24 protein-coding genes are annotated in these 23230 nt (G+C 55.5%); 1 reads left to right on the top strand and 23 read right to left on the bottom strand.

The window, feature by feature from the left end; translation table 11 throughout:
• Nucleotides 1–86 precede the first annotated feature (86 nt).
• The 17 genes from OYT1_RS04355 to OYT1_RS13630 form a co-directional block, all read right to left on the bottom strand.
• On the bottom strand, nucleotides 87–884 hold the full coding sequence (locus OYT1_RS04355) for a tetratricopeptide repeat protein (RefSeq protein ID WP_084612003.1): 798 nt from the start codon (nucleotides 882–884) through the stop codon (nucleotides 87–89).
• Between the two features lie 135 nt (nucleotides 885–1019).
• Nucleotides 1020–2036: an ankyrin repeat domain-containing protein gene (locus tag OYT1_RS04350; protein WP_062626926.1), complete on the bottom strand. Its 1017-nt coding sequence runs from the start codon at nucleotides 2034–2036 to the stop codon at nucleotides 1020–1022.
• Nucleotides 2029–2970, bottom strand: coding sequence for a hypothetical protein (locus tag OYT1_RS04345; RefSeq protein ID WP_062626925.1), 942 nt, complete (start codon nucleotides 2968–2970; stop codon nucleotides 2029–2031). Before OYT1_RS04345 ends, OYT1_RS04350 begins: the two co-directional genes overlap by 8 nt.
• Nucleotides 2967–3953 carry a hypothetical protein gene (locus OYT1_RS04340; protein WP_062626924.1) on the bottom strand — a complete coding sequence of 329 codons (987 nt, stop codon included), beginning with the start codon at nucleotides 3951–3953 and terminating at the stop codon, nucleotides 2967–2969. Before OYT1_RS04340 ends, OYT1_RS04345 begins: the two co-directional genes overlap by 4 nt.
• Nucleotides 3954–4236: 283 nt before the next feature.
• Complete coding sequence (locus OYT1_RS04335) at nucleotides 4237–4509, bottom strand: hypothetical protein (RefSeq protein WP_119283466.1); 273 nt, start codon at nucleotides 4507–4509, stop codon at nucleotides 4237–4239.
• A 40-nt stretch (nucleotides 4510–4549) separates the two neighbouring features.
• Nucleotides 4550–5323 carry a tetratricopeptide repeat protein gene (locus OYT1_RS04330; protein WP_062626923.1) on the bottom strand — a complete coding sequence of 258 codons (774 nt, stop codon included), beginning with the start codon at nucleotides 5321–5323 and terminating at the stop codon, nucleotides 4550–4552.
• Nucleotides 5324–5364: 41 nt separating this feature from the next.
• On the bottom strand, nucleotides 5365–5949 hold the full coding sequence (locus OYT1_RS04325; RefSeq protein WP_062626922.1) for a hypothetical protein: 585 nt from the start codon (nucleotides 5947–5949) through the stop codon (nucleotides 5365–5367).
• Nucleotides 5949–6278, bottom strand: a complete 330-nt coding sequence (locus OYT1_RS04320; protein ID WP_062626921.1) for a hypothetical protein — start codon at nucleotides 6276–6278, stop codon at nucleotides 5949–5951. The genes OYT1_RS04325 and OYT1_RS04320 overlap by 1 nt, the downstream gene beginning before the upstream one ends.
• Nucleotides 6279–6319: 41 nt before the next feature.
• A complete protein-coding gene (locus OYT1_RS04315) occupies nucleotides 6320–6829 on the bottom strand; it encodes a hypothetical protein (RefSeq protein WP_062626920.1) in 510 nt (169 codons plus the stop codon).
• Nucleotides 6830–6841: 12 nt separating this feature from the next.
• Nucleotides 6842–7381 (bottom strand): hypothetical protein, encoded by a 540-nt coding sequence (locus OYT1_RS04310; RefSeq protein WP_062626919.1) that lies wholly within the window; start codon nucleotides 7379–7381, stop codon nucleotides 6842–6844.
• Between the two features lie 25 nt (nucleotides 7382–7406).
• Nucleotides 7407–7937 (bottom strand): YbjN domain-containing protein, encoded by a 531-nt coding sequence (locus tag OYT1_RS04305; RefSeq protein ID WP_062626918.1) that lies wholly within the window; start codon nucleotides 7935–7937, stop codon nucleotides 7407–7409.
• A gap of 112 nt (nucleotides 7938–8049) precedes the next feature.
• Nucleotides 8050–8478, bottom strand: coding sequence for a glycine zipper 2TM domain-containing protein (locus OYT1_RS04300; protein ID WP_062626917.1), 429 nt, complete (start codon nucleotides 8476–8478; stop codon nucleotides 8050–8052).
• Between the two features lie 82 nt (nucleotides 8479–8560).
• Nucleotides 8561–9067, bottom strand: a complete 507-nt coding sequence (locus tag OYT1_RS04295; RefSeq protein ID WP_232013227.1) for a CAP domain-containing protein — start codon at nucleotides 9065–9067, stop codon at nucleotides 8561–8563.
• Between the two features lie 71 nt (nucleotides 9068–9138).
• Entirely contained in the window at nucleotides 9139–9405 is a 267-nt protein-coding gene (locus OYT1_RS04290; RefSeq protein WP_062626916.1) for a hypothetical protein, read from the bottom strand.
• A 152-nt stretch (nucleotides 9406–9557) separates the two neighbouring features.
• Entirely contained in the window at nucleotides 9558–9968 is a 411-nt protein-coding gene (locus tag OYT1_RS04285) for a hypothetical protein (protein WP_062626915.1), read from the bottom strand.
• Between the two features lie 71 nt (nucleotides 9969–10039).
• Nucleotides 10040–10525, bottom strand: a complete 486-nt coding sequence (locus tag OYT1_RS04280) for a hypothetical protein (protein WP_062626914.1) — start codon at nucleotides 10523–10525, stop codon at nucleotides 10040–10042.
• A 421-nt stretch (nucleotides 10526–10946) separates the two neighbouring features.
• The gene (locus tag OYT1_RS13630) at nucleotides 10947–11345 is read right to left on the bottom strand and encodes a hypothetical protein (protein WP_172588509.1); all 399 of its coding nucleotides are present in this window, start codon (nucleotides 11343–11345) and stop codon (nucleotides 10947–10949) included.
• A gap of 49 nt (nucleotides 11346–11394) precedes the next feature.
• On the opposite strand from OYT1_RS13630, the gene OYT1_RS13625 reads away from it, so the two are divergent.
• Nucleotides 11395–11646 (top strand): c-type cytochrome, encoded by a 252-nt coding sequence (locus tag OYT1_RS13625; protein WP_172588508.1) that lies wholly within the window; start codon nucleotides 11395–11397, stop codon nucleotides 11644–11646.
• 67 nt (nucleotides 11647–11713) lie between these two features.
• On the opposite strand, the gene OYT1_RS04270 is transcribed toward OYT1_RS13625, so the two are convergent.
• The 6 genes from OYT1_RS04270 to OYT1_RS04245 all read right to left on the bottom strand — a co-directional run bounded on the left by OYT1_RS04270 (nucleotide 11714) and on the right by OYT1_RS04245 (nucleotide 23229).
• Entirely contained in the window at nucleotides 11714–14980 is a 3267-nt protein-coding gene (locus OYT1_RS04270; protein WP_062626911.1) for a UvrD-helicase domain-containing protein, read from the bottom strand.
• A gap of 84 nt (nucleotides 14981–15064) precedes the next feature.
• Nucleotides 15065–16504, bottom strand: coding sequence for a radical SAM protein (locus tag OYT1_RS04265; RefSeq protein WP_062626910.1), 1440 nt, complete (start codon nucleotides 16502–16504; stop codon nucleotides 15065–15067).
• The gene (locus OYT1_RS04260; protein ID WP_062626909.1) at nucleotides 16501–17256 is read right to left on the bottom strand and encodes a prolipoprotein diacylglyceryl transferase; all 756 of its coding nucleotides are present in this window, start codon (nucleotides 17254–17256) and stop codon (nucleotides 16501–16503) included. The genes OYT1_RS04265 and OYT1_RS04260 overlap by 4 nt, the downstream gene beginning before the upstream one ends.
• Nucleotides 17257–17269: 13 nt before the next feature.
• The gene (locus OYT1_RS04255) at nucleotides 17270–17560 is read right to left on the bottom strand and encodes a hypothetical protein (protein WP_062626908.1); all 291 of its coding nucleotides are present in this window, start codon (nucleotides 17558–17560) and stop codon (nucleotides 17270–17272) included.
• A gap of 191 nt (nucleotides 17561–17751) precedes the next feature.
• Nucleotides 17752–20370 (bottom strand): PD-(D/E)XK nuclease family protein, encoded by a 2619-nt coding sequence (locus OYT1_RS04250; RefSeq protein ID WP_062627031.1) that lies wholly within the window; start codon nucleotides 20368–20370, stop codon nucleotides 17752–17754.
• A 15-nt stretch (nucleotides 20371–20385) separates the two neighbouring features.
• On the bottom strand, nucleotides 20386–23229 hold the full coding sequence (locus OYT1_RS04245) for an EAL domain-containing protein (RefSeq protein ID WP_062626907.1): 2844 nt from the start codon (nucleotides 23227–23229) through the stop codon (nucleotides 20386–20388).
• Between the last annotated feature and the right edge of the window lies 1 nt (nucleotide 23230).

Raw genomic sequence — 23230 nt, 5'->3', positions numbered from 1 at the left:
CACTAGCTCACTGAGTATCAGGCTCAGGTTCGCAACCTCTTAAGCCGCCGATTTTTGCACTGCGTTATTGCTGATCGTCTTAATCATCAACGACAAGATGCACTGCCATTGCAACCAGTTCCGTAATAAGGGCTTGTTTTGTAGGTGTGATCATCCATCATCCCCTTCAGTTTCTTCCTTGCCGCTTCGTTACTCTGTTCCCAAGCGCTGGGGCTGGGGGGTTGATTGTGTCGGGCAAGATAGGCTTCAGTTGCTGCCCTGCCGGCTTCCTGCGTTCTCTTGCGTGCTTCTACTACGCGCTTGTCATAGTCGTCTGCTCGATCACGCTCATAACGATCAATCTGGGTGATTTGATTGCGGGCGTAATTGCGGGCGTATTCATTTTCCTGCTGGCTCGCGGCCAGTTGATACCATCTGCGGGCTTCCACATAATTCATCGATTCGGTATAGGAGTTACCAACTTTGACTTGTGCATCAGCATCCCCTTGCTCAGCAGCTTTGCGGTACCACTGAAGTGCAGCAGTTGCATCGCGCGTAACTCCTTCGCCATTTTCGTATGCCTTAGCGAGAGCTAGTTGCGAATCTCTATGCCCTTGATCAGCGGCCTTACGATACCAGTAGAGGGCACTCGACTTGCTTTGTGCTACGCCCTCTCCGTTGTCATACATTGCCGCCATGTTATATTGGGCTTGAGCCACACCATCCTCGGCTGCGATACGCATGTAGTTGAATGCAGAAGGGTAATCCGCTTGATTGTAGGCAAGGACTCCCTTGTTGTAGGCATCGTATCCTACTTGTGTATATGCAAGGACAGGGCGTGCGAGCACCGTGAAAAGCACAAATAAGAGAGCAAACAATTTTTGCATTGGCGTTGGGCGAGTCATGAAGTTCTCCGTAAAAGTTCAACTAATGATGAGGGACGTGCTCATTTGAACCAGACGCGCTGATCGATCAACAAAAAACTGAGTTGCTCAGCGCGTCCATAAGTGATAGTGCGTTATTGCTGACCGTCTTAATCATCAACGACAAGATGAACTGCCATTACAACCAGTTCCGTAATAAGGGCTTGTTTTATGGCTGTGATCCGCTTGCATTTCCTTCAGTTTCTTGCTTGCCGCTTCCGCATTCAGCTCCCAAACGCTGGGACCTTGGGCTTTACGAGCAGCCTCTTCCGCATATCGCTTTTCGAATTCTGCGTGCTTCGCAGCTTCCCCCGCTTGTCGAGCCCGTTCCGACAGTTCTAAAAGGGCTTGATCCTTGGCCCGAGATTTTTCCAACAAGATCGGCCAGTACTCCCTTGGCGCATAGCCGAGTTTGTTTTTTACATTTTGATTCGCGCCTTTGTAAATTAATGTGTTCTGAAACGACTCCCAAAATTCGTTATATCTCGCCGCATAATGAAGAACTGTATTTCCCTCACAGTCAGTGGCGTTGATGTCGTTTTCGTAGTATCTCGCTATCCTTTCGTACTTAAACCTACAATCTTCACCGCCCAAAGCTGCTTTCAACAATGGTGTCCGATTACAACTGGATTTGACTGAATAACTTGCTCCCTTGGCCTTCAACAATCTGACCATTTCTGCCTGATTTTCTTTTCGGGTGGCAGGTGCATTGTCCACTTGGTGGAGCATTTCTTCAGCTTTGCCTAAGGGTATCTCCCCACATTCAGTCATGTGGTTCGGGTCGGCCCCCCGATCCAGCAGTAGCTTTACCACGTCAAGTTTGCCGTAGGTTATGGCCTGTAGCATTGCAGTTGACTTATAGGGATCTTGCGCATCAACCGGATAGCCAGAGTTCAACAACAACTCCACCATATCTTTTTTGCTGTACTCTGCGGCACGTGCAAGAAATGCTCCGCTTCGCCACGCTTCTCGTGGGTCTGGCCGGAAACCACCTCGAATCACTTCCGCAGCCGCTGAAACATTACCCTCTCGTACCGCCTTGTCCATTTTCTGATACGGGGTAAGCGTTTCGCACCCCACCAACCCGCTAGCCAGAATCAAAACCAACAGTCCCTGCGTAAGATATTTATTCAATTTCGTCCCCTTTAGTTTCCGTTTTTGTTAAATGCTGTGCACACAAAGCGCGTGCCACCTCCCATTCAGCCCATGAGGCAAAGTGCGACACGGGTAAAATGCGTGCACCGCCTGTTGACAGCACGACCAGCATGTCATCGTCAGCATTCCAGCTCGTCCATTCCGACCACGGTGAGAATCGCCAAGTGTTGCTGCCGTGGGTGTCGATGCCCGCCTCGCTGAGTGTCCCGTAATAATGCTTGCGATAGTCGGGATTCTGATCCCAAGTGGTCGCCTTGCCGTACCAGATTTTAGCGATAACGCCCAGCGCCAGCCCGAGCAGCAACATCATCATGGCTGGGATTGGAAGTTGGTTCAGCCAAGTCAACACGCCAGCCAGCAACGCCCAAGCGGACAGGAACAACGCGATCTGCCACGCAACAAGAGTTTTACCCGATATCAACTGCTCTGCCTGCAAGTACTCATCCCGCGTCAGGCTACCGGCGAAATGGATGACGTTGCCATCGCCGTCATCGCCCCAATAGCGACCACCACCTAGTTTTTTTACCACATCATGGTTGCGCAGCACCTCGGGCATGTCGCCCTGCAACATCTCGTGAACAGCCGCTGCCAACATCTCCAGCACCACCACCGGACAACTATCCACCAGGTCGCGCGCCGCCTCGAAGCCTTGCGCCATGTGTGTGGTGGGGAGCGAGCGAAAGGCCTCCAGTTTTACCCATTTGTCGGCATCCTGCGCCACAAGCAGCGCCAAGCTCAAATCGCCCACGGCAGCGTGCTGGCGTTGCGCCAACTCGCGCAACACCGCAGCGGCGCAGTCAGGCTGTTGCGCGTGGCCTTGCACCAATTCGATCAGCGTTGCATCGTCCTCCAACGCCCAGTCTGGCTCGGTCGGATAGGCTTGCAGAATGCGTTGTACTCGGTCGGAGGTCATGTTCGAGTTGATAACGATTCGGACAAAGATTTCAGATTATCAGCGCACCGTGCTCGGGCACGCTCATAGTCAGCCGATGAAGCGAAGAACGAGGCTGGAAACGCGCGTGCTTCGATGAGCGAGACGACCACCAGCAGCTCGTCGCCCGAAGTCGCCCAGTGGCTCAGCTTGGGCCAGGCCGTGAAGCGCCAGAAATCCTCGCCATAAGCGTCGATGCCCGCTTCTCCGATCACCCCGAAGACATGCCCTCGACAATTTGGGTTGCGCTCCCAGAGCAAAGCCTGCTCGCTCTCTAGCCTCCACCCCATCCAGACTAACGCCAAGCCGAGTAAGCACATCAGAATGGCCGGTGTTTCCAATCTGCCCAGACCGGCTAAGACAGCACAGGCGATGGCCCAACCGCCTAATCCCAACATGAACTTTGACCAAGATATCCTAGTCGGCGCGGCCAATTTATTGGCCCGCATAAACTCATCTTTGCTCAGGCTACCGGCAAAATAGATCGCCTCTCGGCGGCTCGATAACGAGTTGATTATTCCGACCAATGGATGACTGCGCACTTGGCTGGGCAGGTCATTCTGTAGCTTTTCATGCACCGCACTTACCACGCTCTCCAGCATCTCAGCATCGCACCAACGGATCAAATCCAGCAACTCGTCCATGCCCAATGCCAAGTGCGTATCAGGCAGCAAACTGATCGCCTGCGCTTTCAAACCACTATGCGCACCCTGCTCTTTCAGTAAAAATATGCACAGATCGCCCACCGCCGAATTCTCTCGACGGGACAGCTCGGCCAGCGCCACATCCGCAAAATAGGGTTCACAATCAGCGCAAAATACCAGCTCAATCAAAACTGCGTCATCCACCAAGAGCCAGTCTGGCTCAGCGGGATAATCGATCAGTATTTGACTGACGCGCTGGTCAACTTCAGCCTGCTCCGTCGCCGTAAGCGGTGCTTGAGATCGTTCTTTGTCATTACTCATATCACACGCTTTCACTGCCATTCAGTCATATGAACCATGAGACGGAATCCACAATCAGGTATCAGGTGCAGCCACGATTATTTTTCCAGCTCGAAATTTTGAACACCCTTGTTTTGCACAGGCTGGGGTGACTCACCTTTGCCAGTTATAGACCTGACCTGACTCATCAAGCAGAGCATGAGTCGTGCAATCGGCGATAGTCCAGCAAACAATGGGCTTGCAATTCGGTGGGGTAGCGCAGGGGTGGCACACCCACCTAAGCTCGGCATTTGTTATCGGTATCCTACGGGGTTACTGGCTTGTTGGCAGCGGCGGGGGCAGATACATCGGGCTCAACGCGCTCTACGGGAGAGATCCTGATTCTCCTGCGCTCTGCAATCTCTGGCGTGTTGGGCACTACAACCCGATTGTTTTTGTATTCGGCTGGCGGGTTAGAGAACTTTGAAAAATCCATGGGCAGCCCCGTTTGAGTAGCCTGATTGTTTGCCTCTGCATGCACATAAAGCGGAAGCGCCAGTGTACACAGCAGTGCTAGTGTGGAGGATGTGAGTTTCATTGCAAAGTCTCCTTAAAAAGATTTACCGGTCAATTGAGTGCTAGTGATTGCAACCATTAAGTGCTCTCGCAAGAGGATCTGAGGTGTTCGAGCATAAATTTCTCCTTCTATCTTCTAGTTCAGTTTTGTGTTTCCTGCAGTCCCAATTGCAGTTCCGGTCGGCAGCTTCCCTTTCTGCTTCCAGCTCACTGTAGGTTTTTTCGCGCGGTGGCACATTGTGGGCAGCTGCGTTTTCACGGGCTGTACGTTCAGCGTTGTAACGATCAATCTCGGCAATTTGATTGCGGGCGTAATTGCGGGCGTATTCATTTTCCTGCTGGCTCGCGGCCAGTTGATACCATTTGCGCGCTTCAGCATAATTCATCGATTCGACGTACGAGATGCCAACTTTAACTTGTGCCTCAGCATCTCCTTGCTCAGCAGCCTTGCGGTACCACTGGAGTGCAGTAGCAGCATCGCGTGTAACACCTTCGCCCTTATCGTATGCATCGGCAAGGGCTACCTGTGAATCTCTATGTCCTTGATCTGCCGCTTTACGATACCAGTAGAGGGCACTCGATTTGCTTTGAGCTACGCCCTCTCCGCTTTCATACATTGTCGCCAAGTTGTACTGGGCCTTATCCACACCTTGCTCGGCTGCGATACGGAAATAGTTGAATGCAGATGTGTAATTAGCTTGTTGGTAGGCAAGGACTCCATTGTTGTAGGCATCCACTCCCTCATTTGTGTATGCAAAGACGGAGGGGGAGACAAGCACCGTGAAAAGCACAATAAATAGTGCGAACAATTTTTGTATTGGCGTTGGGCGAGTCATGAAGTTCTCTGTAAAAGTTCAAATAATGATGAGGGACGTGCTCATCCTACAGTACCGCTTGTCAAAATTTCCGGGGGCGCTGAACAACTCACCGGATTGAAACCCAGTTTGCTCCAGTCCAGCTGTACTTGTTTTACAGGCCAGCCCGCCGCAAGCTGAGCCAACAACGTTTCAAAGCTCACGGGGCAATCGGGCAATCGGCTGATCCAGTACAACTCGTGCCCTGAGCCAGCACACAGCTCAACCGCAGAACCGAAACGGATGACCACTTCTGGCAGACTGTCGTTCAAAATCGGCCAGCGCAATTGCTCTGCCACAGGTAGTGGTTCGCCTGGTTTCCAAAAGCGAAAAAGGGAACGATCTTCGACTAATGGCTCACTCAATACAACGGCATGGCCAAGCTCAGCCAGTACCGAAAGCACGCGCTGTTGCAAAATCTCCGCCTGCGCATCCCAGTGCGACTCCGACCAGCCTTCATCGTCAGATTGAAAATGACTAAAGCCCGCCTCGGCAAAACACTGGTCATCATTGACCGGCGCGGGCCACAGCGCATATGTCTGCCTGACATGCGCATGGTCATCGCTTACGGCAACCACTCCCCAATTGATCTCGAATGAGTGCATCATTAGCTCGCTTTCAGGATGGTTTTAATCTTTTGCCATATGCTAGGCTGAGGCAACTCCACCAGTGGCTGATCGCTCCCGTCCAGCATGAGCTGATCGGAAAACCAATACGCACAGCCACTCACTTCAACCTCATACACATAACGGTGACGATACCTGTGCCACTCCACGCGTAAAACCTGTCGCGCCTTAGCAGGTTTGCCACATAGCCGCACCATCGTGCCTATGGCCAAGCGCGGATCGGGAGTTTCGCTAGCCCACGCATCACGCCCCCCAATCGCGTCCTTGTTTGGGTAACGCTTCCACCAAAGTGATGTATTTTGATTGCCCATATCAACCTCGCCCACCGCTCGACACCCAGCCGCTTCTGGTGCTATTGGGCTTTTGCGGTAGCCTGAGCATGGCAGCTGCTGCTTTGATACACCTCGCTCCAGCGCCTAAGCTCACCCGACTGATGGCGCTGCAACAAGGACTGCGCCTCAGGAATCGACACTGTGCACAGCCTCATCTCGTCCAAACTGCTCCGGGCTTTATCCGCTTGATCGATCATCACCGCCTTAAGTGGCGGAGCACTTCCTGCGAAATCCTCAGCGGCCTGCGCTGCCATGGCGATGGCAATACCCACCCACATGGTGCGCATTTTTTCTTCTGCAAAGTGCGCCTTAGACACGATCATCAGCAGGTCAGGCTGACCGTTCTTCACACTAGCTGCAGGTAAGCAGGTAGCGACTTGTCGGCCTGAATAGTCATTGATGTCCTGCACGATTTGAACGCACATACCTCTCAGGCTCGCCTCCCCATCTTTGGGGGCATCGCTGTTGGCCAAGCTGGCATTACTCAGCATCATGGCAGCCATCGTTAAAGTTGCATAAACGTAGCGCATCGCACCCTCCTATCAAACCGTCGAAGAAAACTGCTGGCCACGTAACCGGCACAGCCCCTGTATTTCACGCAACTCGCTAGCGATCAAGGCGAAGGCTGGCAACGCTCCAAGCATCGTATCGACGATGAGCCACACCCATAGTGCACGGCGCACGATTTCACTAGGTGGCAGTAGCAGGAAAGACGCCCAAACCGTCATGGCTAACATGGTGAGGCTCATCACGGGTAACAGCCAGGATGACGACAATCTCACTGGATGCCACCCTTTGCCTCCCAGCCCGCGAGTCCAGCGGCGTACAGTAAAAAAACCAGCTACCGCCTGTAATGGCAACAGATACAAATTGACCTCGTCCAGCAAGGACAGCATCGCCTCCTGACCGGAATTCCAGACCAAGGGACTACGGAACAGCTCAAACATCAAAGTCAGGGAGTTTGACGAACCATCGATCCAGAGCAACAGAAACAGCATCGTCAGCATCAACACTCGCAGCAGGTAATATCCGCCAAACATCAGCGCGATCACGTAACACCCCTTGGTGATTGTCTTGCTCACGGGAAGTCTATCGCCTAGATATGGGCTATTTGACAATGTCGTCCTCATCCATTTGATTGACCGCCGTCATGGCGACATCCATAGAGTAGCGCGCGGTAGAAGCGATTTGGTATCTGGTCACGCCCTCGTCATAGGACTGAAAGTAATCTACAACCAAGGTGTCCGCTTGCCCTTTGGGAATATACGCACGCACCATGATGATCTCTCGGTTAATTCTATTCGCCAGTTCTAGCTTCTGGGTATCCGTTGCCGAGGTTTTAAAGCGATATACCCTGTAGTAACGAAGCAGCTGATGAGCTTGGTCGATATGAACCGTTGCTCTGCCACCCCCCGCCCCAAACTGAACAGACAGGTCTCCACTCTCAAGGCGGCTCGTTTTGAAGAGCGCTTGAGTGAATATGGACTCCAGCGTCGTCGGAGTCATTTCACTTGCTACCACCAAAGTGGGCGACGATACCGCAGCAGGATTTGCCTCAGACGCAGCCATCTGTTCGCCTGCCATCGCCACGCCGCACATGCCTAGCAGAGCCATCCCCAATATCCATTTTTTACTCATCAAACCTCTCCTCGTTATCGATCAACACTATTTGCAAGACCACACCAACTTAGACGAATGCAAAGCGGCTGTGTCAGGCTTGAGTCTGCAACTCTATGGCAGCTCGAAAACTTCAGCGTAGAACAACCTTTCCATCCGACTTAACAGAGAACTGAGTTTTCATACCCGCTTTCCATTGCCCTTTAGCTTTAGTAGTGAATTTTTCACCGGTATCATCATCAGTTATGAAGAGTATCGCGCAAGGCACATTCACTTCGGTGCCGCCAGCCGCCGCTCCCGCCAATGCTCCGGCCAAAATACCTAGTGCAGTAGCGGCGCGTCTGCCATTGCCATTACCAATTTGATGGCCAACAACCCCACCGGCAGCGGCTCCTACGACAGCACCACCCACATTGGGTTTGAATTCCTTACAAACTGACTGAGCCGTAGTATTGATCGTGCCTGTACGCACTGGTAACTGTTGGAGTGTCGAGGCGCATCCTGACGTGAGTACCACCGAGATGCTGAGTAGCAGTACAGAAATATTTTTCTTGATAGGCATTTGTGCTCTCCTTGTCGAGTTCAAAAATGCCCTCCGAGCGAGGGCTAAATTTAGACGTAGCCATCCCGTTTTCGTCAGGAAATTAATACGGTTTTTGCCCCACCCAGTTCCCTGAAGGTTCATATTGGCATGCCCAAACTTGGGTATTGTTACTACACACAGCCACGCCACACCCGATCGTTGTCGTGTTTTTCCAGACAACTTGCGTGTAATGACCGCACACCTGCCCGGCGGCGCAGCTGTTGTCCGAGTAGGTGTAAGCCTTCTTCTCGCTGCCCCAACTATCAACCACCTCTTTATCTGAAATATCCTGCATCGGTCCATTCGACCAAGCACCCGCCCAAAACAGATTCTCGCCATAGCTGCCACTCGAATGGCGCATATTGCATTGATTGGTATCCCTCAGATGCTCCGCCCACGCTTGAGCCGAAGCGGCCACTGTTGGTGAGTAGGTCACTTCGCCCACACCCACTTGAGCGCGCCAACGATTATGAGCGGCAACCATTTCGGCTGGATTCACCTCCACACACCAGGCATCAGAAACCGCCAACACCACCAGCAATCCAGTCATTACTTTGGAAATTTTCATTGTTCTCTCCCCGTTGAGAATCATTTTCGACCTATATGTTGAGATTAGTAATCTAGCTGAGCTCGCCAGCATCACTTCCGTCGCGCTTTATTCAAGGCTGAGTCTGCCCGCTCCATAAAAATGGGAGGAACGCTCATATAGACACTGGTTGAATTGCAAAATGAGTTGAGCACAGCCAATGCATCGCGCAAGTCTGGGGCGGCCATGAACAACTCAGCTGACACCTCTTGGCTGGCATATCCCAACATCGTGCCTTTCAAACCCACTTGAGTAAGTCTTTGAGCAATATCTTCCGACTCTGGTATCTCGACCAGCACATACTTCACGCCTTCTTTCATGGCAAAACTCACTTAGCACTTTGCTCCATTGCGACCGTGAACTTGGATAGCCTAGCTTTTGCTATGGGTAGCCCCTTGTCGCTAAATCCCCTCGGGTCTGCCACTCACCTGCAAGAGAATATCCAAATGAGTGGCATGTTTCGCTTCAAATATTAATAAGCTCGACGCAGCTGTTCATGGAACGAGTTGTAGTTTCCGCTATACGGATACGAGTTATAGTCCTTGGTCTTGGAGGCCTTGATATCCTCGGCTAGAGCCGCGATTTCCTTGCTACCGCTGGAGTTTTTCTTCGCCCGCTGGAGCACGTCTTCAGTTTTGGTGCTCTCCGTAGATGACGGGGCGCTCGACTCTGACAATGATCTCTGCATCTTGGCAGCGGCCAACAACAAAATCGGATCATGGCGCGCATCACCGTAGGCGATTAAACGATTGATCAAATTCGCCTGCTCAGTGCTTGCAGCCATGGATTGTGGCGATGCCGCTTTTGCTTCCTCGGCGCAAGCATTACCAATACACGCGAGAACCACAACGGAAGCTAATCCCAACTGTTTAGATACGTTCATTTAATTTCTCCTTTACCTTCATCACACGAAAACCCGCCAAATAAAAACGGAGGCTTGTAGCCTCCGTCCTATTACATGTCATCTTTTCCTGTCAGCTCTTTCTCCACTGCATCCCCTGTCAGCGCAACCGCCATGATCACCGCATTCACGGCCTTCTTATCCGCATTGGCAGGAACCTGAACCGTAAATACGGCTGCATATCGAGAGCCGTATTTCTTTAGCGACCAAGAGCCGACCTTGTAACTGGCATTCTTTTCCAAGAGCATCTTGGCCTTTTCGTCAGGCAGGGGCTGCTCAGACAAATATGCGATAGACCACAAGTCGCGTGACTCATACTCCCCCAAAATATTGGTATTCGCATTCACCCACAGGAGCTGGGAGCGACCATCCGACAATCCCCCCATAGTCAGCTTGGCATCACCGTCTGCATCCACCTCGTACTTGTAACCGATATCTTTCAGAACAGCATCGACACGCGCATCTTTCGTTGAATCAGCCATCGCGGGCGACGAGATACATGCTGCTGCCAACAAAGAGACCAAACATACTTTTTTCATCACATCCCCTTTCAAGTTAAGTGGGCGAAGTTATCTGCCCGATTTTTACAACACAACACTGCACATCTACTTAGACGGATAAACCCGGCACATTGTCAGGTAGTTCAGGACTGTTTTTTTGAGTGACGCAAGTTATGGGCGTTCGTCAACGAGGCTAAAGCTGCTCTCGTGATAGAACTTGTTTTTATGATTCCCTTGTTGACTAAGGCGACTTATTCGAAATAGGGATCGGTTTATCCTTCTACCGATCCACTCATATGGGAAGGATTCTAACAGCACGCCAAATATGCACCTATATGCCTAAAGACATAGGCAAACCCCCTACTGCGAACAACACCTATAACCACATAGCTGTACAGATAAACCCACGCAAACGCAGCATTACAACGTTAGAATACCCATCAGTAACTTTGCCATTGACCTACGTTAAGGAGAACGCAATGCCCGCATACAAGTCACTCACTTTAGCCATCTTAGCCGCAGCCGTAGGAATGTCTGCCTGCTCCAAACCAACCAGTCCGCCAGAAGCACCGGCAGTTCCGGTTGTTGTAGCGCCAGAAGCCAGCGCTCCGCTGCCTGCTTCCGAAGCATCGATTGCGGCGCCGGTAGCAACACCTACTGCTCCGGTCTCAGAACCAGAAAAGCCTGCTCCCGCGCAGGTTGCACCGGCCGCTACAAAGCCAGAGCCAGCATTGAAGACTCCTGAACCTACCAAGCCGAAGGTGGTAGCGACACCCGCTACTCCTGCGCCAAAACCAACTCCAGCGCCCACACCTACCCCGACTCCAAGCCCGACGCCTGCACCGACACCTGCTCCCACACCAACTCCTGTACCAGCAGCAGCGGCAACACTCTCTCAAGATCAATTCTTGTCATTGGCCTCGAAGAGTGGTTGTCTGGCCTGTCACGCAATCGATGCCGATAAGATCGGCCCTGCATGGCGCAAAGTGGGCGACAAATACAAGAGTGATGCCCATGGCGCATCCACTATTGCAAGCAATATCACGAGAGGTGGACGCTTTGGCTGGAACAAGTCTATGGCCATGCCCGCCAAGGGTGCTGGACGTGCGACCGAAGCAGAAATTGCGCAACTCGCTGCTTTCATCGCCGCATTGAGATAATCTCTTCAACAAAAAATAACGGGGCGTCAATTGACGCCCCGTTATTTTTCGCAAGCAGAATTCACATTCAGCTTGTCACCACCTCGTGAAGCAAGCCATCGGCAAATAACAAGGCACAGCGTACCGATTTAGCCGGATACACCGTCTGCATCGCAGCCCGATACTGCTCCATTTGCATAGTATGCCGCGACAGATTTGCGCTCTCACCCATCTTGTAATCCAGCACCCACACTTCGTCATCGAACTCGACTAGACGGTCGATGCGGCGCAGCTCGCCGTCGGCGCTGACGTAAGGGAGCTCGTTGCAGGCTCGTTGGAATTGCAAAGGATCAAAGAAGCGGTGCAAGTGTGGCTGAGCCAGCAAAGTTTGTGCTTGTGGCAGCAAGACTTCCAGCTCAGCGGTGGAAAGGTTGCAGCGTGATCGCAGCAGTGCGGCATCCGCATCACTCAACGCGATACCGCTCACCACCTCTCCCAGTGGGCGAGGAGTGTCGGTGGCCAGATGCTGCAACAGCGCGTGCAGCTTGATGCCACGCCGTTGCGCTTCACTCAAGCTGGCGCGACGTTGGCCGGTGGGAATGGGGCGAGTCAGCGCCGCATCGACCTCGGGCGCACTCACCGCAACGGTCTCCGCCACACTCAGCGCCTCACGCAGCAACGGGTTGCCCGCCACCGTCAAAGCATCCAGCGCCGCTGCGATGCGCCCGTACCACGAACCTTCGCTCAATTTTTCATTGCCGCTCACTAGCAGCGCCTGTTTGGCGCGCGTCATGGCGACGTAGAGCAGGTTCATCGCCTCGCGCTCGGCCAGTTTTTCTTCCGCCGAAAAATACGCGTCCCGCTTGATTCCGCGCGCCTTTTGCGTGGTGTAGAGGGAAAAGTGATTGGGCTGTTTTTCATCCGGCGACCAGTCCAGCAGCACGCCGTAGCTGTCGGATTTCTCACGCGCGTCGTTAGCATCGATCAGCCACACAATGGGCGCTTCCAGCCCCTTGGATTCATGCACGGTCAGGAAACGCAGCGCGTTGCCCACCGCCCCCAGCTTGCCCTCGTCCGGCGACTCATTGTCGCTGGCGGCGCGCAGCTCGGCCAGCTCCTGCAAAAAGCGCGGCAAGCTCGGGTAGCGCCCCGCATCCACGTTGAGCGCGATATGCAAGAAGGCTTGCAGATTGGCGCACACCTGCTCGCGGAACTCCGGCGGCACGGCGGCGCGATAGCGCGCCATGGCATCGGCCTCGAAGTAGATGCGGTCGAGCAAGTCATGCACCGGCAGGCGGTCGGCGAGGTTCAGCCAGTTGCGCAGCAGACGCTCAGCGCGCTGCAACAGGGGTGACGAAGTTCCCGATTCGACCAACAACTGTAAGCGTCGCCACCAGCTCCCCTCCTCCACCGCAGCCAGTTGCAGCAACTCCCCATCCCCGCAGCCGAACAGCGGCGAACGCAGCACCTGCGCCAGTTGCAGGTCGGCGAACGGGGTGATGAGGAAGGTCAGCAGCGCCTGCAAGTCCAGAGCTTCCAGCGTCTCCAGCAACCCGCCGCGCCGTGAGGTGACGAAGGGAATATGGCGCTGGCGCAGTGCCTGTTCGTAGATGGCGAGGTGAGTGCGTTTGCGCACCAACACCATGAGGTCGCCGTATTGCGCCGGGCGCACCGTGCCGTCTTCGTCATGCACATGCCAGTTGCCGACGATCTCGGCGACCCTGGCGGCGAACTGTTCGGCCTCTGCCTCACGCGCGCTGCCGCCCTTCTCCGCTCTGGCTTCCAGCAAAGGGTTACGCAACACCAACGCCCCCGCAGGCTCGGCTTCGGCCTTCTCCACCTGCGCCAATTCCAGCACCTCGACGTAGCCCGGCAGCCCGACGTTGTGCGACTCATGCGTGACGAAATCGTGGAATACCGGCTGCCCCTCGAACACGCCGTTCACCGCCGCCAGCACCGCAGGCGCGTTGCGCCGGGTGACGTTGCGCTTCTGATGCGCCGCGCCGTAGTGCTCTTGCAGGAATTCGCGCACCACGTCGAAGATGCGCGCATCGGCGCGGCGGAAGCGGTAGATGGACTGCTTCGGATCGCCCACCATGAAGATGGTCGGGCGCGAATCCACCGCGTCCGCCGCCGCGAACCACGCCTTGAGGATCTGCCACTGCAAGGGGTTGGTGTCCTGAAACTCGTCCAGCAACACATGCTTGTAGCGGCTGTCGAGCTTGTACTGCATGTATTCGGCATGGTCGCTGTCGTTGAGCAGACGTGCCGCCTGCCATTCCAAATCGCCGAAATCCATCTGCTGCTGGCGCTGTTTCAGGCTTTGGTAACAGTCCAGCAAGGCCGCGCCGCAGCGCAGCGCGTAAGTGTTGATGGCGTACACCTTGCGGTCGTCCAGCTCACCACGCAGGGCTTCGAGTTGGGCGAACAACGCGTCGCGTGCAAGAAGGAAGGCATCGGCGTTCTGCTTAGCGGTCGATTTCAGCGCACGCCGCTCGTCCTTTTGGGTGAACAGCAGCGCCCACACGGCGACAAAGCGCGCCTCGCCCACATTGTCCGTCCACGCCTGCTCCAGCGCACTCGCCGATTCTTTCTGCTTGGCCGTACCGCCCGCCGCCCACTGCCCAGCGAACGCCATCACCGCCTGCTCACTGCGACCATCCTGCGCCCACTCCGCGACCGGATCGCGCGATTCGTCGATCTCCAACTCGTCGCGCAACTGCGCCAGCGCCCAATCCACCGGCTCGCCCTGCCCAGCGACATACGCCTGCCACTCGTTGCGTAGCGCGACGAACTTGAACAGCAGCGCCTGCGTGCTGTGCAGCCCGATCTCGGCCAGCAGCGCCTGCATCGCCTGCTCGGTGACACTGCCCGGCGCATCGCCCAACTGGTCAGCGAACATGCGCCACGCCTCGTCCTGCAAAGCCTGCGTCTTCTCCAGCAGACTCACCCCGCCGGGTGCTGCCGCCAGCGGCGCGCGCTGCATCAACTGCATGAACCAACCGTGGAAGGTATTGATGGTGAGCGGCGGCTGGGCCTGCAACACCTCGGCGAACAAGGCGCGCGCGCGCGGCAAAGCCGCTTCGACCTCCGCCTCGGCCAGCGCCCGTTCGCGCAGAAACTGGCGCACTTTCTCGTCATCCGCCACCGCCAGCAGATGCAACCAATCATGCAACCGCTGCTGCATCTCCTGCGCCGCCTTGCGCGTGAAGGTGATCGCCAGAATCTCGGCAGGCTTCCCCCCCGCCAGCAACAGCCGCACCACCCGCGACACCAGCAACCAAGTCTTGCCGCTGCCCGCACAGGCTTCAACGACGATGCTGCGGGTGGGGTCTAGCGCGGTGTGGTTATCCATGATCGTTTAAATTTGAATCGTAGGCTGGGGTGAGGCACGAACCCCAACAATGTCAGATAAGCGAAAAAAATACTAGGTGCAAGCTCATCCGAGCCTTCGCGGATCAAACTTACGTAACAAAGTATCTGCCGAGATTTCTTTTCGGATCATGTCTGTCTGATCAATTTTCCGCCCCCGGTAGAAAAGGTTATATGACTCGAACGGAATCAACTTCCCGTCTGGCTGGGCAAAGTGAATGCAGGATTTCTTCACGGCGCGCAGGTCAAGGTTATGGATATCCATGAATTGCACGATGAGGACACGGAAGACGTTTTCGTAATCCAGTTTTGCCGCAGCCACTTTGGGTAGGCAACACAACAAGTCGGACAGACAAGAGGCTTGTGATTTTGGCGAGTGGTTGGTGGAGAAGAGTTTAAACACTTGATCTTTGAGTGCGGGGTCGCGCTCGAATACGATCGTGTTGCGCGGCCCAGCCAGTAGAGCATCCGGCCCTAGATGGCGAGTAAGGGGAATAACCTTGCCACCGAGTTTGAGCGCATAGGCCATCGCCAACGTATCTGGATTGCAAGGCACGGGTACCACATCTTCCTTGGTAAAAAGTTGCGACTGCTCCGCCACCGCGCGGCGAATACCGCTCACGGTGAGGCGTTTGTTCTGCCCTTGCACGGTCTTCCGCCCCACCTCACTCACAGGCTGCAAAGTCACACCGCGTACGCATTTCCATTGCAAGGCATGCTGAATCACTTCGCCGATTTGGTCTTCATTGATGCCGGGTAGCACGGTCATCACCAGCGTGGTGGAAATGCCAAATTTTTCCAATCGTTCCAGTGTGCGTTGATGCACTTCCGCCAAAGTCGCACCGCGCAGTTGCTTGAGTGTGTCGTCATGCAATGAATCGAATTGCAGATAGATTTCCAGCCCCGGCGAATATTTCACCAACCGTTCCGCGAAAGCGGCATCAGTCGCAATCGTCAGGCCGTTGGTGTTGACCATCAGATGTTTGATGGGGCGACTCTTCGCTGCATCCAAAATAGCAAAGAAATCGGGATGAAGCGTCGGCTCACCGCCAGAGAGTTGCACCACGTCCGGTTCACCCTCGTTCGCCACCACCGCATCCAGCATGGCGATGACATCGCTCAATGGTTTATGTTGCTGCTGCGGCGTGGATTCGGCATAGCACACAGGACAAGTGAGATTGCAGTTGTCGGTAATCTCCAGCACCGACAGACAAGAGTGCTGCATGTGGTCTGGGCACAGCCCGCAATCGTATGGGCAACCGTAGGTCATCTTGGTATTAAACTGCTCCGGCATCTCGGGATGCTTCACATATACCTCGCGGCACAGGCGGTAATACTCGGCATCGTCACAAATCAAGGTGCGCTCGAAGCCATGCGCGGGGCACCATTTTTCCAGAAGCACCTCTTCGCCTTTGATGATGATCTTGGCTTCGACATGGCGCAGGCAAGTGGAACACACCGACCCGGTCGTGTCGTAAAACAACCAAGGACGATTCTTTCTGCTCATGCGACCACCTTTAATTTTCGCCACTGTTCCCAACACAGCGGCATGTAGAACAACAGGGCAATGGCGCACACCACTTGTATGCCAGACAAACCAAAGCCGTAATCGAAGGGAACGGGTTTAAGCCCATCCACACACAAGCGCCACAACAGATAACTGCACAGCATCACCTTGAATAACAGCCCCGATTGCATCGCCCACGCCGACTGCACACGACGCAACGCCAACCACAACAACGCAGCAAACGCGATTTCATAAAGCTGAGTGGGATGGCGCGGAATACCGTCTCCAAAATCAATACCCCAAGGCAAACTGGTTGGCACACCGTAAGTGCCATCTTCCAGCCCCGCCACAAAACAACCGATGCGCCCTATCATCAAACCGAGCAAGACAGGGAACACAAAGGCATCACCCATTGAATTGCGCACACCAGAAAATTTCTTCGCCAACTCCACCCCGAGCAACCCGCCCAGCAAACCTCCTACCATGGACTGCCCAGCGAACCACACCTCTGCCTTGTTCCAATACATAGCCAACAGATGCGGCATCTCGATCCAGAACACTAGTTTGTTGCCTATGCCCGCCCCAAAAACACACCCTAGCAATACGGCATAACGTGCACCATGGAGCAATGATAGTGTCGTCTCCCCCTGACACAACAACAGCCGCCGGTAGTAAAACGCTCCCGCCGAAATCGCAAAGGCTTCCAAACCCGCATGAAATTGTTGCGGAAAGGATGTAATAGGAAACAACATTGACACCCCAACCTCACTCCCCGTCCGATGCTTGATGCTGTCCTGATTTACAACCCTGAATGGTGTTCGCTTTTTTGATCGCCCACCACCCTAACACCGCCACCACAGCGGAAAAACTCAAAGAAACCGGCACGATCTGAATTAGGCTCCAATCTTGAATCAAGAAAACAACATTGCTCACAACACAGCCACCACCGCCTAGCAACATCAAGCTTCCCAGCAGCAACAGAAAACATTTCGCGGCATATTCCACACTTCCCCCTCGAACAGAGTCGTTCATCCTCAAGACGTTGATTGGCAGCATAGGTTGAACCACCGCCCCTACTCAATCTACAAACCTTTCATGTCATCGATGCCAACCGGAAATTATCTTCGGCAATAACCGGGGACACGGTTTTCCCGCTCATCGCCCAGCCTTCCAATACTCTGGCCCACTCTATGGCGCGCGGCAGTGTGTGTCAACTTGCCCGCCGCTCAAAGAGCGCCCTGATCACCTCACTCGGCAGCCCACCACCCCTTGCGGCACAAGCCCTTCATCGCGCAATACTCGCACGCCTTGTCCACGCCGTTGGCGGGCAGTGTCGTGCCTGCGCGTAGCTGGCTGAATATCTCCTTGAGACGCGCCAGATTCAGCGCGGCCAGTTCGTCCATCGCTTGCTCCGGCTGCACGTTGACCACGGCCTTGCTGTCGTCGAGGGCAACGAAGGTGGCTTCGGCGGATTCGCTCATGGCGGCGTAGCTGGCAAGTTGTACGTCTTCTCCGGTTTGTTTGAGCAGGCCGGTGAGGCTATTTTTGTCTTTGGTTTTGTAGTCGAGCACGCGCTGTGCGCCGTCGGCTTGGGTGTCCAGTCTATCCAGCCTGCCGTGCAGCAGCAGATCGTCGTCCACGGCCAGTTGGTAGCCCTGCTCCGCCGCCGCGAAATGCCAGCCGTTCTGTTCGTTCTCCAACTGCCAATCCAGATAGGCCGCTTGCTGGGCTTGCCAGCGCAATCGCCAGCCGTGGGCGAGAAAGTCGTGTTGCACGGCGACGGCGAACACTTCGTCGCTGATGCGCGCCAGCGTGGCTTCCAGCTCGACGCGCGGCAAGCCGCTAAGCTGCGGGCGTTCGCCGTGAAAGCGCTGCAATATCTCGTGCACCCAGGTGCCGTAGTCGCGCTTGTCCAGCGCCTCGCGCACCTCGTCGAGTTCGTCCAGCCGCAAGATGTAACGGGCGTAATACTGGTAGGGGCAGGCCATCAGCGTGTTGTAGCCGCTGGGCGATATCTTGATCGGCAGCAACTTAGCTGGGGCTGCCGGTTGCGGCATGGTCAGCGACTGCAGCGGCGAGCTGGGTTCGGGCTGGACTTGCCCTCGTTCCAGCAAAGGCGCGAGTTCACGCTCGATAAGGTCGTCCTGCAACTGGACGCGCAGCAGTTCCAGCCACGGGCTGAGCAGGTTGGGTTCGCCGTTCTTGGTCTCTTGCCAAGTCACCAACACGGTGTCGTTGAGCGCCAGCAGACCGCGCAGGTCGTCCTGCACCTGTTGGACTTTCTGCGCGGTGACCGGCAGGCCGAGCGCGCCGCGCACTGCGTCGTTGAACCACTGGCCGCCGCTCAGATCGCCCGGCAGGTGGTCGGCATCGCAGCCCAAGAGCAGCACGGCATCGAAGCGCCGCCAGCGGGTGGCGGCCAGATGGGTGAACACCACCGGGCTTTCCACGCTGCTGTCGCGGAAGGTGTTGAGGTCGAGCTGCTGCGCCAGCCAGCGCCGCCATTCGCCGAAGCTGAAACGGCTGCGGTCGTCGGCCAGCTCTTCGCGCCATTCTGCGAGCAGTTGCAACAGCTCGCGTCCGGCGGCGTCCTGCGCCCAGCCGGTGAGTACGCCTAGACTGTCCAGACTTTGCTCCAGCCGCTCCAGCCAGCCGGTCAAGGTGAACTCGCGTCCAGTGGGCAGGCGCTGCGCGGCTTGTTGCAGGCGCAGCAAGGCGTGGCGCAACTCGTCCGACTCGGCCAGCCGCTGGAACTCCTCCAGCCGCGCCGATACTTGATGTTCGCGCAGCAGACGCTCCAGTTGATAGACCGCCTGCTTGCGTTCGGACGCGGGCTGATCGGCGAACACGTAAGGTGACTTCATCAGGTCGAGCACGTCCTGATAGTAGAAATCACCCTGCACCGCCTCTAACCAGCGCATCAGCACCGCGCTCACCGCCAGCGTGGCGAAGGTCCAGCCGGTCTCGTCCTGCACCAATATCTGCGCGCGCTCCAGCAAGGCACGCACTCGTCGTGCCACCAGCCGGTCTTGCGCCACCAACGCGATGCTGCGCTTGCCCGCCAGCAGCCAGCGGCGAATTTGTAGGTCTGCGGCTTGGGCTTCTTGCTCTAGGCCGTGAGCGGGAAAGAGGGAAAAATCAGTCGCAAGTCGCAAGTCGAAAGTCGAAAGAGGGTTCGAGGAACTCAAGGTTTGGGCTTCCACATCCCCCGCCGCTAACACTCGCAGATCGAATATCCGCACTGGCGCACGTTCGGCGTAAACCTGCAAGAAGCGCGTCTCGGGAGTAGAAAGATCGGAGGTGAGCAGTACGTACAGCGGCGCACTCGCTTGTGCGGCGAGAGTCGCCAGTCGTTGCTGGTAGGCGGCGACTCCGTCCAGTTCGCTGCTGCTGCTCATGGCATGCCACAACTCGTGAACTACTCGCGCCTCAAACTGCAAGGCGTTGTTCTTTCGCGCCTGATAGGCGTGTTCCAGCTGCGCCTGAAATGCCGCCTCATCCTTGGGCAAATTGACGTGCTGGCGGGTCAGTTCGTCCATCAGGGTGAGCAGTTCTCGCGCCAGCGCCCATAGATCGGCTTGCTCGAACCAGCCTTGTTTGCGCAGTGCTTGATACAAAGAGGCCAATCTGGCGCTATCGGAAACCACGGCCTGCGTGAGCGGGACGTTCTGAACCCAATCGGTGAAGGTGGTCAATTGCGGCAGTAGTAGCGCGGACACACCTGACAGCGCCGCCAGTCGTTGCACCAAAGGCTGCGCGACGTGGTAGTTCGGCAGCAAGATGACGACGTGACGCAGATCGGGTGGGGGGTGATCGCGCAGCAACTGCTGCGCGATCAGATCATACGGACTCAAACTTTCACTCAACGGCAACTGACTTCCTCACAGATCCGCCCAGCTAGGCGCCGCTTGCCAATGCTCGATCCAAGCTGGAATCTCGCTTGCTGGCATGGGTTCAGCGATGCCGTAGCCTTGAGCGATGTCACAGCCTAGTTGCAGCAGCAACCTGCCTTGCTCTAGCGTTTCCACTCCTTCCGCGACTAGACGACGTTTGAAAGCAGCCGCCAAGCCGATCACGCTCTCGACGATGGCAAAGCTTTCCATGTCATGCGCCATGTCGCGTACAAAAGTCTGGTCGATCTTGAGCACTTGGGCGGGCAGATGGCGCAAGTAGATCAGCGTCGAGTAGCCCGTACCAAAGTCATCCAGCGCAAAAGTCACGCCGAGATTGGCGCACTCGTGGATCACTTCGGAAACCAGCGCCACGTCGTCGAACGCGGTACTTTCCAGAATCTCCAACTCCAAATGATGCCTTTCCCACTCTGGGTAGCGCTCAAATAGGGAACGGAGATGGGAGACGAAATCCACGTCCTGTAAATGACGTGGCGAGATATTGACGCTGACTGGGAGTTCCAGTCCCGCTTGCCTCCAAACCACACTCTGACCGAGTGCCTCTTTCAGTACCCAATTACCGATGTCCACCGCGATGTCCAGACACTCGGTCAGCGGCAGAAAGTCGTGCGGTAACAACAAGCCACGCTCGGGGTGATTCCAGCGGATCAAAGCTTCGACACCCACCACCTTGCCCTTCCGCATATCGACCTTGGGTTGGTAATACAACTGGAACTCGCCAGAGGCTAATCCCGCCTCGACCCTACGCAGCAGCTCTTTTTGCTCGATGGTGCGACGATCATGCTCGGAATCGAAACGCACATAGCGATTACGCCCGCCCTGCTTGGCGGCATACATGGCCTGATCAGCGTGCCGCAACAAGGCATCCGCATCACCATCGTCGTAGGGAAACAGGGTGTAGCCGAGGCTGGCGGTGATACTGATCGTGTGTCCCTCTAGCAGATAGGGCTCGGACAGAGCGGACAACAAGCGCACCACGGCCAGCTCACTCTCTTCTTCGCTGCGCAGCCCGGTCAACAACAGAGCGAATTCGTCCCCGCCAATGCGGGAAGCGGTATCGCCGGAACGCACACAGCGATCCATCCGTCGCGCGACCTCCTGCAACAGCAGGTCGCCCACGGTGTGGCCGAACTTATCGTTGACCGGCTTGAAGCCATCCAGATCGAGATACCCCACCGCCAGCAATTCTCCGCTACGCTCGGACTGCGCCAGCGCGATACGGAAACGATCGGTGAATAGCGAGCGATTGGGCAACTGGGTCAACGCATCGTAATAGGCCAGACGCTCCATCTGACTCTGACTCATCTTGAGCGCCGTGATGTCAGTGAATACCCCAACGCAATGGGTGGTTACGCCACTTTCATTATGTACCGCAGAAATCGTCAACAGCTCGGCGAGCAGCTCGCCATCCTTGCGCCGATTCCACACCTCGCCGCTCCAATAGCCCTCACGCTGCAATGCCGCCCACATCTCGGCAAAGAATTCAGGAGGGTGATTCCCCGATGCGAGGATGTCCGAGTTCTTGCCAACCACCTCACTACGGTGATAGCCGGTGATCTCCTCGAACGCACGATTGACCTCAAGGATCTTGGCATTGGCATCGGTGATATAAATACCGTCGTGCGCAAACTGAAATACGCTGGCGGCAAGGCGCAACTGCTTCTCGGCCAGATTGCGCTCGGAAATATCACGCACCACCGCCACCACGCCGATGCACGCACCTTCATGATCGAATACCGGCGACTTACACGCCTCCATCAAAATGCGCCGCCCGTCATGCCGAGTGACCCACTCCTCATTGCAGATCGTGGTGCCCGCAGCAATCACGTCACGGTCACGTGCGCGGAAAAATTCAGCCTGCTCTTGCGGCACCAGATCAAAGTCGGTCTTGCCGATGACGGTGCTCACTGGCAAGCCCACGCTATGAGAAAAGGCTTGGTTGCAATCTAGGTAGCGCCCTTCCAAATCCTTGAAGATCACCATATCAGGAATAGTGTTCATCAGTTGGCGCAAGCGCTCTTGAGTTTCAGCGGCTTCCTCACTCACCATATCGGCATCCGACCACTCCAAAGGACGTACTAAGTCATGCTCAGACAATAGACCGACCAATCGTCCATATTCATCGACCACAACCAGATGTCGCATGCTGAACATCTGCATCTGCGCGGCAGCCTGAGTCAACGAAGCATCGCTGCGTATGCTGCGCACCGGCGAGGTCATCACCTCGCCCATCGTGACATGTTGCCGTTGTTCGCCATACATTCGCACGACATCACGCTCGGTCACGATGCCTATCGGCTCGTCGTGCTCGATTACGATCACGCAGGAAGCACGTGCTGCGACCATCTGCTCTAGTGCGCTGATGACTGGCATCTCTCGGGTTGCTTGTAACCAGTTCTGCCCCATCAGTGAGGCGACATCGCGCAGGTGGGCAAAGAAACCGATGCCTAGATGAAAGCGGAAATCACTTTCCGACACCATGCCGACCGGATTGTCGCTGCTATCGACCACCACCAGATGACGTATGCCATGACGGGTAGCAAACCGAAAGGCTGACGCCAACTCGACATCCATCTGAATGGTCATCACATGGGAAGTCATCAGATGAGCGACCTGCGTATCGGGCGGTAACTCGGCATTCATCGCCTTGACCATATCGCGCTCGGTGATGATACCGAGCAAATGGGTGCCCTCCATCACTAGCACCGACGAGATTCGTGAACTCGACATCGTCGCAGCGGCATCCGCCAAGGTGGAGTGTGGCGACAGACTATCCAGATGACGGGTCATGATGTCGGATAAGCGTTTATTCATC

It is taken from the genome of Ferriphaselus amnicola (genome assembly GCF_000974685.2).
Lineage (GTDB): Bacteria > Pseudomonadota > Gammaproteobacteria > Burkholderiales > Gallionellaceae > Ferriphaselus > Ferriphaselus amnicola.
Note: the sequence above shows the minus strand (reverse complement) of the source record. Positions and strands in the feature narration are given on the sequence as shown.

Bases quoted from the DNA above. Each gene is read 5' to 3' on its own strand.
- OYT1_RS04355 (WP_084612003.1), bottom strand. From the start codon at position 884: ATGACTCGCCCAACGCCAATGCAAAAATTGTTTGCTCTCTTATTTGTG.
- OYT1_RS04345 (WP_062626925.1), bottom strand. From the start codon at position 2,970: ATGACCTCCGACCGAGTACAACGCATTCTGCAAGCCTATCCGACCGAG.
- OYT1_RS04340 (WP_062626924.1), bottom strand. From the start codon at position 3,953: ATGAGTAATGACAAAGAACGATCTCAAGCACCGCTTACGGCGACGGAG.
- OYT1_RS04335 (WP_119283466.1), bottom strand. From the start codon at position 4,509: ATGAAACTCACATCCTCCACACTAGCACTGCTGTGTACACTGGCGCTT.
- OYT1_RS04330 (WP_062626923.1), bottom strand. From the start codon at position 5,323: ATGACTCGCCCAACGCCAATACAAAAATTGTTCGCACTATTTATTGTG.
- OYT1_RS04325 (WP_062626922.1), bottom strand. From the start codon at position 5,949: ATGATGCACTCATTCGAGATCAATTGGGGAGTGGTTGCCGTAAGCGAT.
- OYT1_RS04320 (WP_062626921.1), bottom strand. From the start codon at position 6,278: ATGGGCAATCAAAATACATCACTTTGGTGGAAGCGTTACCCAAACAAG.
- OYT1_RS04315 (WP_062626920.1), bottom strand. From the start codon at position 6,829: ATGCGCTACGTTTATGCAACTTTAACGATGGCTGCCATGATGCTGAGT.
- OYT1_RS04305 (WP_062626918.1), bottom strand. From the start codon at position 7,937: ATGAGTAAAAAATGGATATTGGGGATGGCTCTGCTAGGCATGTGCGGC.
- OYT1_RS04300 (WP_062626917.1), bottom strand. From the start codon at position 8,478: ATGCCTATCAAGAAAAATATTTCTGTACTGCTACTCAGCATCTCGGTG.
- OYT1_RS04295 (WP_232013227.1), bottom strand. From the start codon at position 9,067: ATGAAAATTTCCAAAGTAATGACTGGATTGCTGGTGGTGTTGGCGGTT.
- OYT1_RS04290 (WP_062626916.1), bottom strand. From the start codon at position 9,405: ATGAAAGAAGGCGTGAAGTATGTGCTGGTCGAGATACCAGAGTCGGAA.
- OYT1_RS04285 (WP_062626915.1), bottom strand. From the start codon at position 9,968: ATGAACGTATCTAAACAGTTGGGATTAGCTTCCGTTGTGGTTCTCGCG.
- OYT1_RS04280 (WP_062626914.1), bottom strand. From the start codon at position 10,525: ATGAAAAAAGTATGTTTGGTCTCTTTGTTGGCAGCAGCATGTATCTCG.
- OYT1_RS04270 (WP_062626911.1), bottom strand. From the start codon at position 14,980: ATGGATAACCACACCGCGCTAGACCCCACCCGCAGCATCGTCGTTGAA.
- OYT1_RS04265 (WP_062626910.1), bottom strand. From the start codon at position 16,504: ATGAGCAGAAAGAATCGTCCTTGGTTGTTTTACGACACGACCGGGTCG.
- OYT1_RS04260 (WP_062626909.1), bottom strand. From the start codon at position 17,256: ATGTTGTTTCCTATTACATCCTTTCCGCAACAATTTCATGCGGGTTTG.
- OYT1_RS04255 (WP_062626908.1), bottom strand. From the start codon at position 17,560: ATGCTGCCAATCAACGTCTTGAGGATGAACGACTCTGTTCGAGGGGGA.
- OYT1_RS04245 (WP_062626907.1), bottom strand. From the start codon at position 23,229: ATGAATAAACGCTTATCCGACATCATGACCCGTCATCTGGATAGTCTG.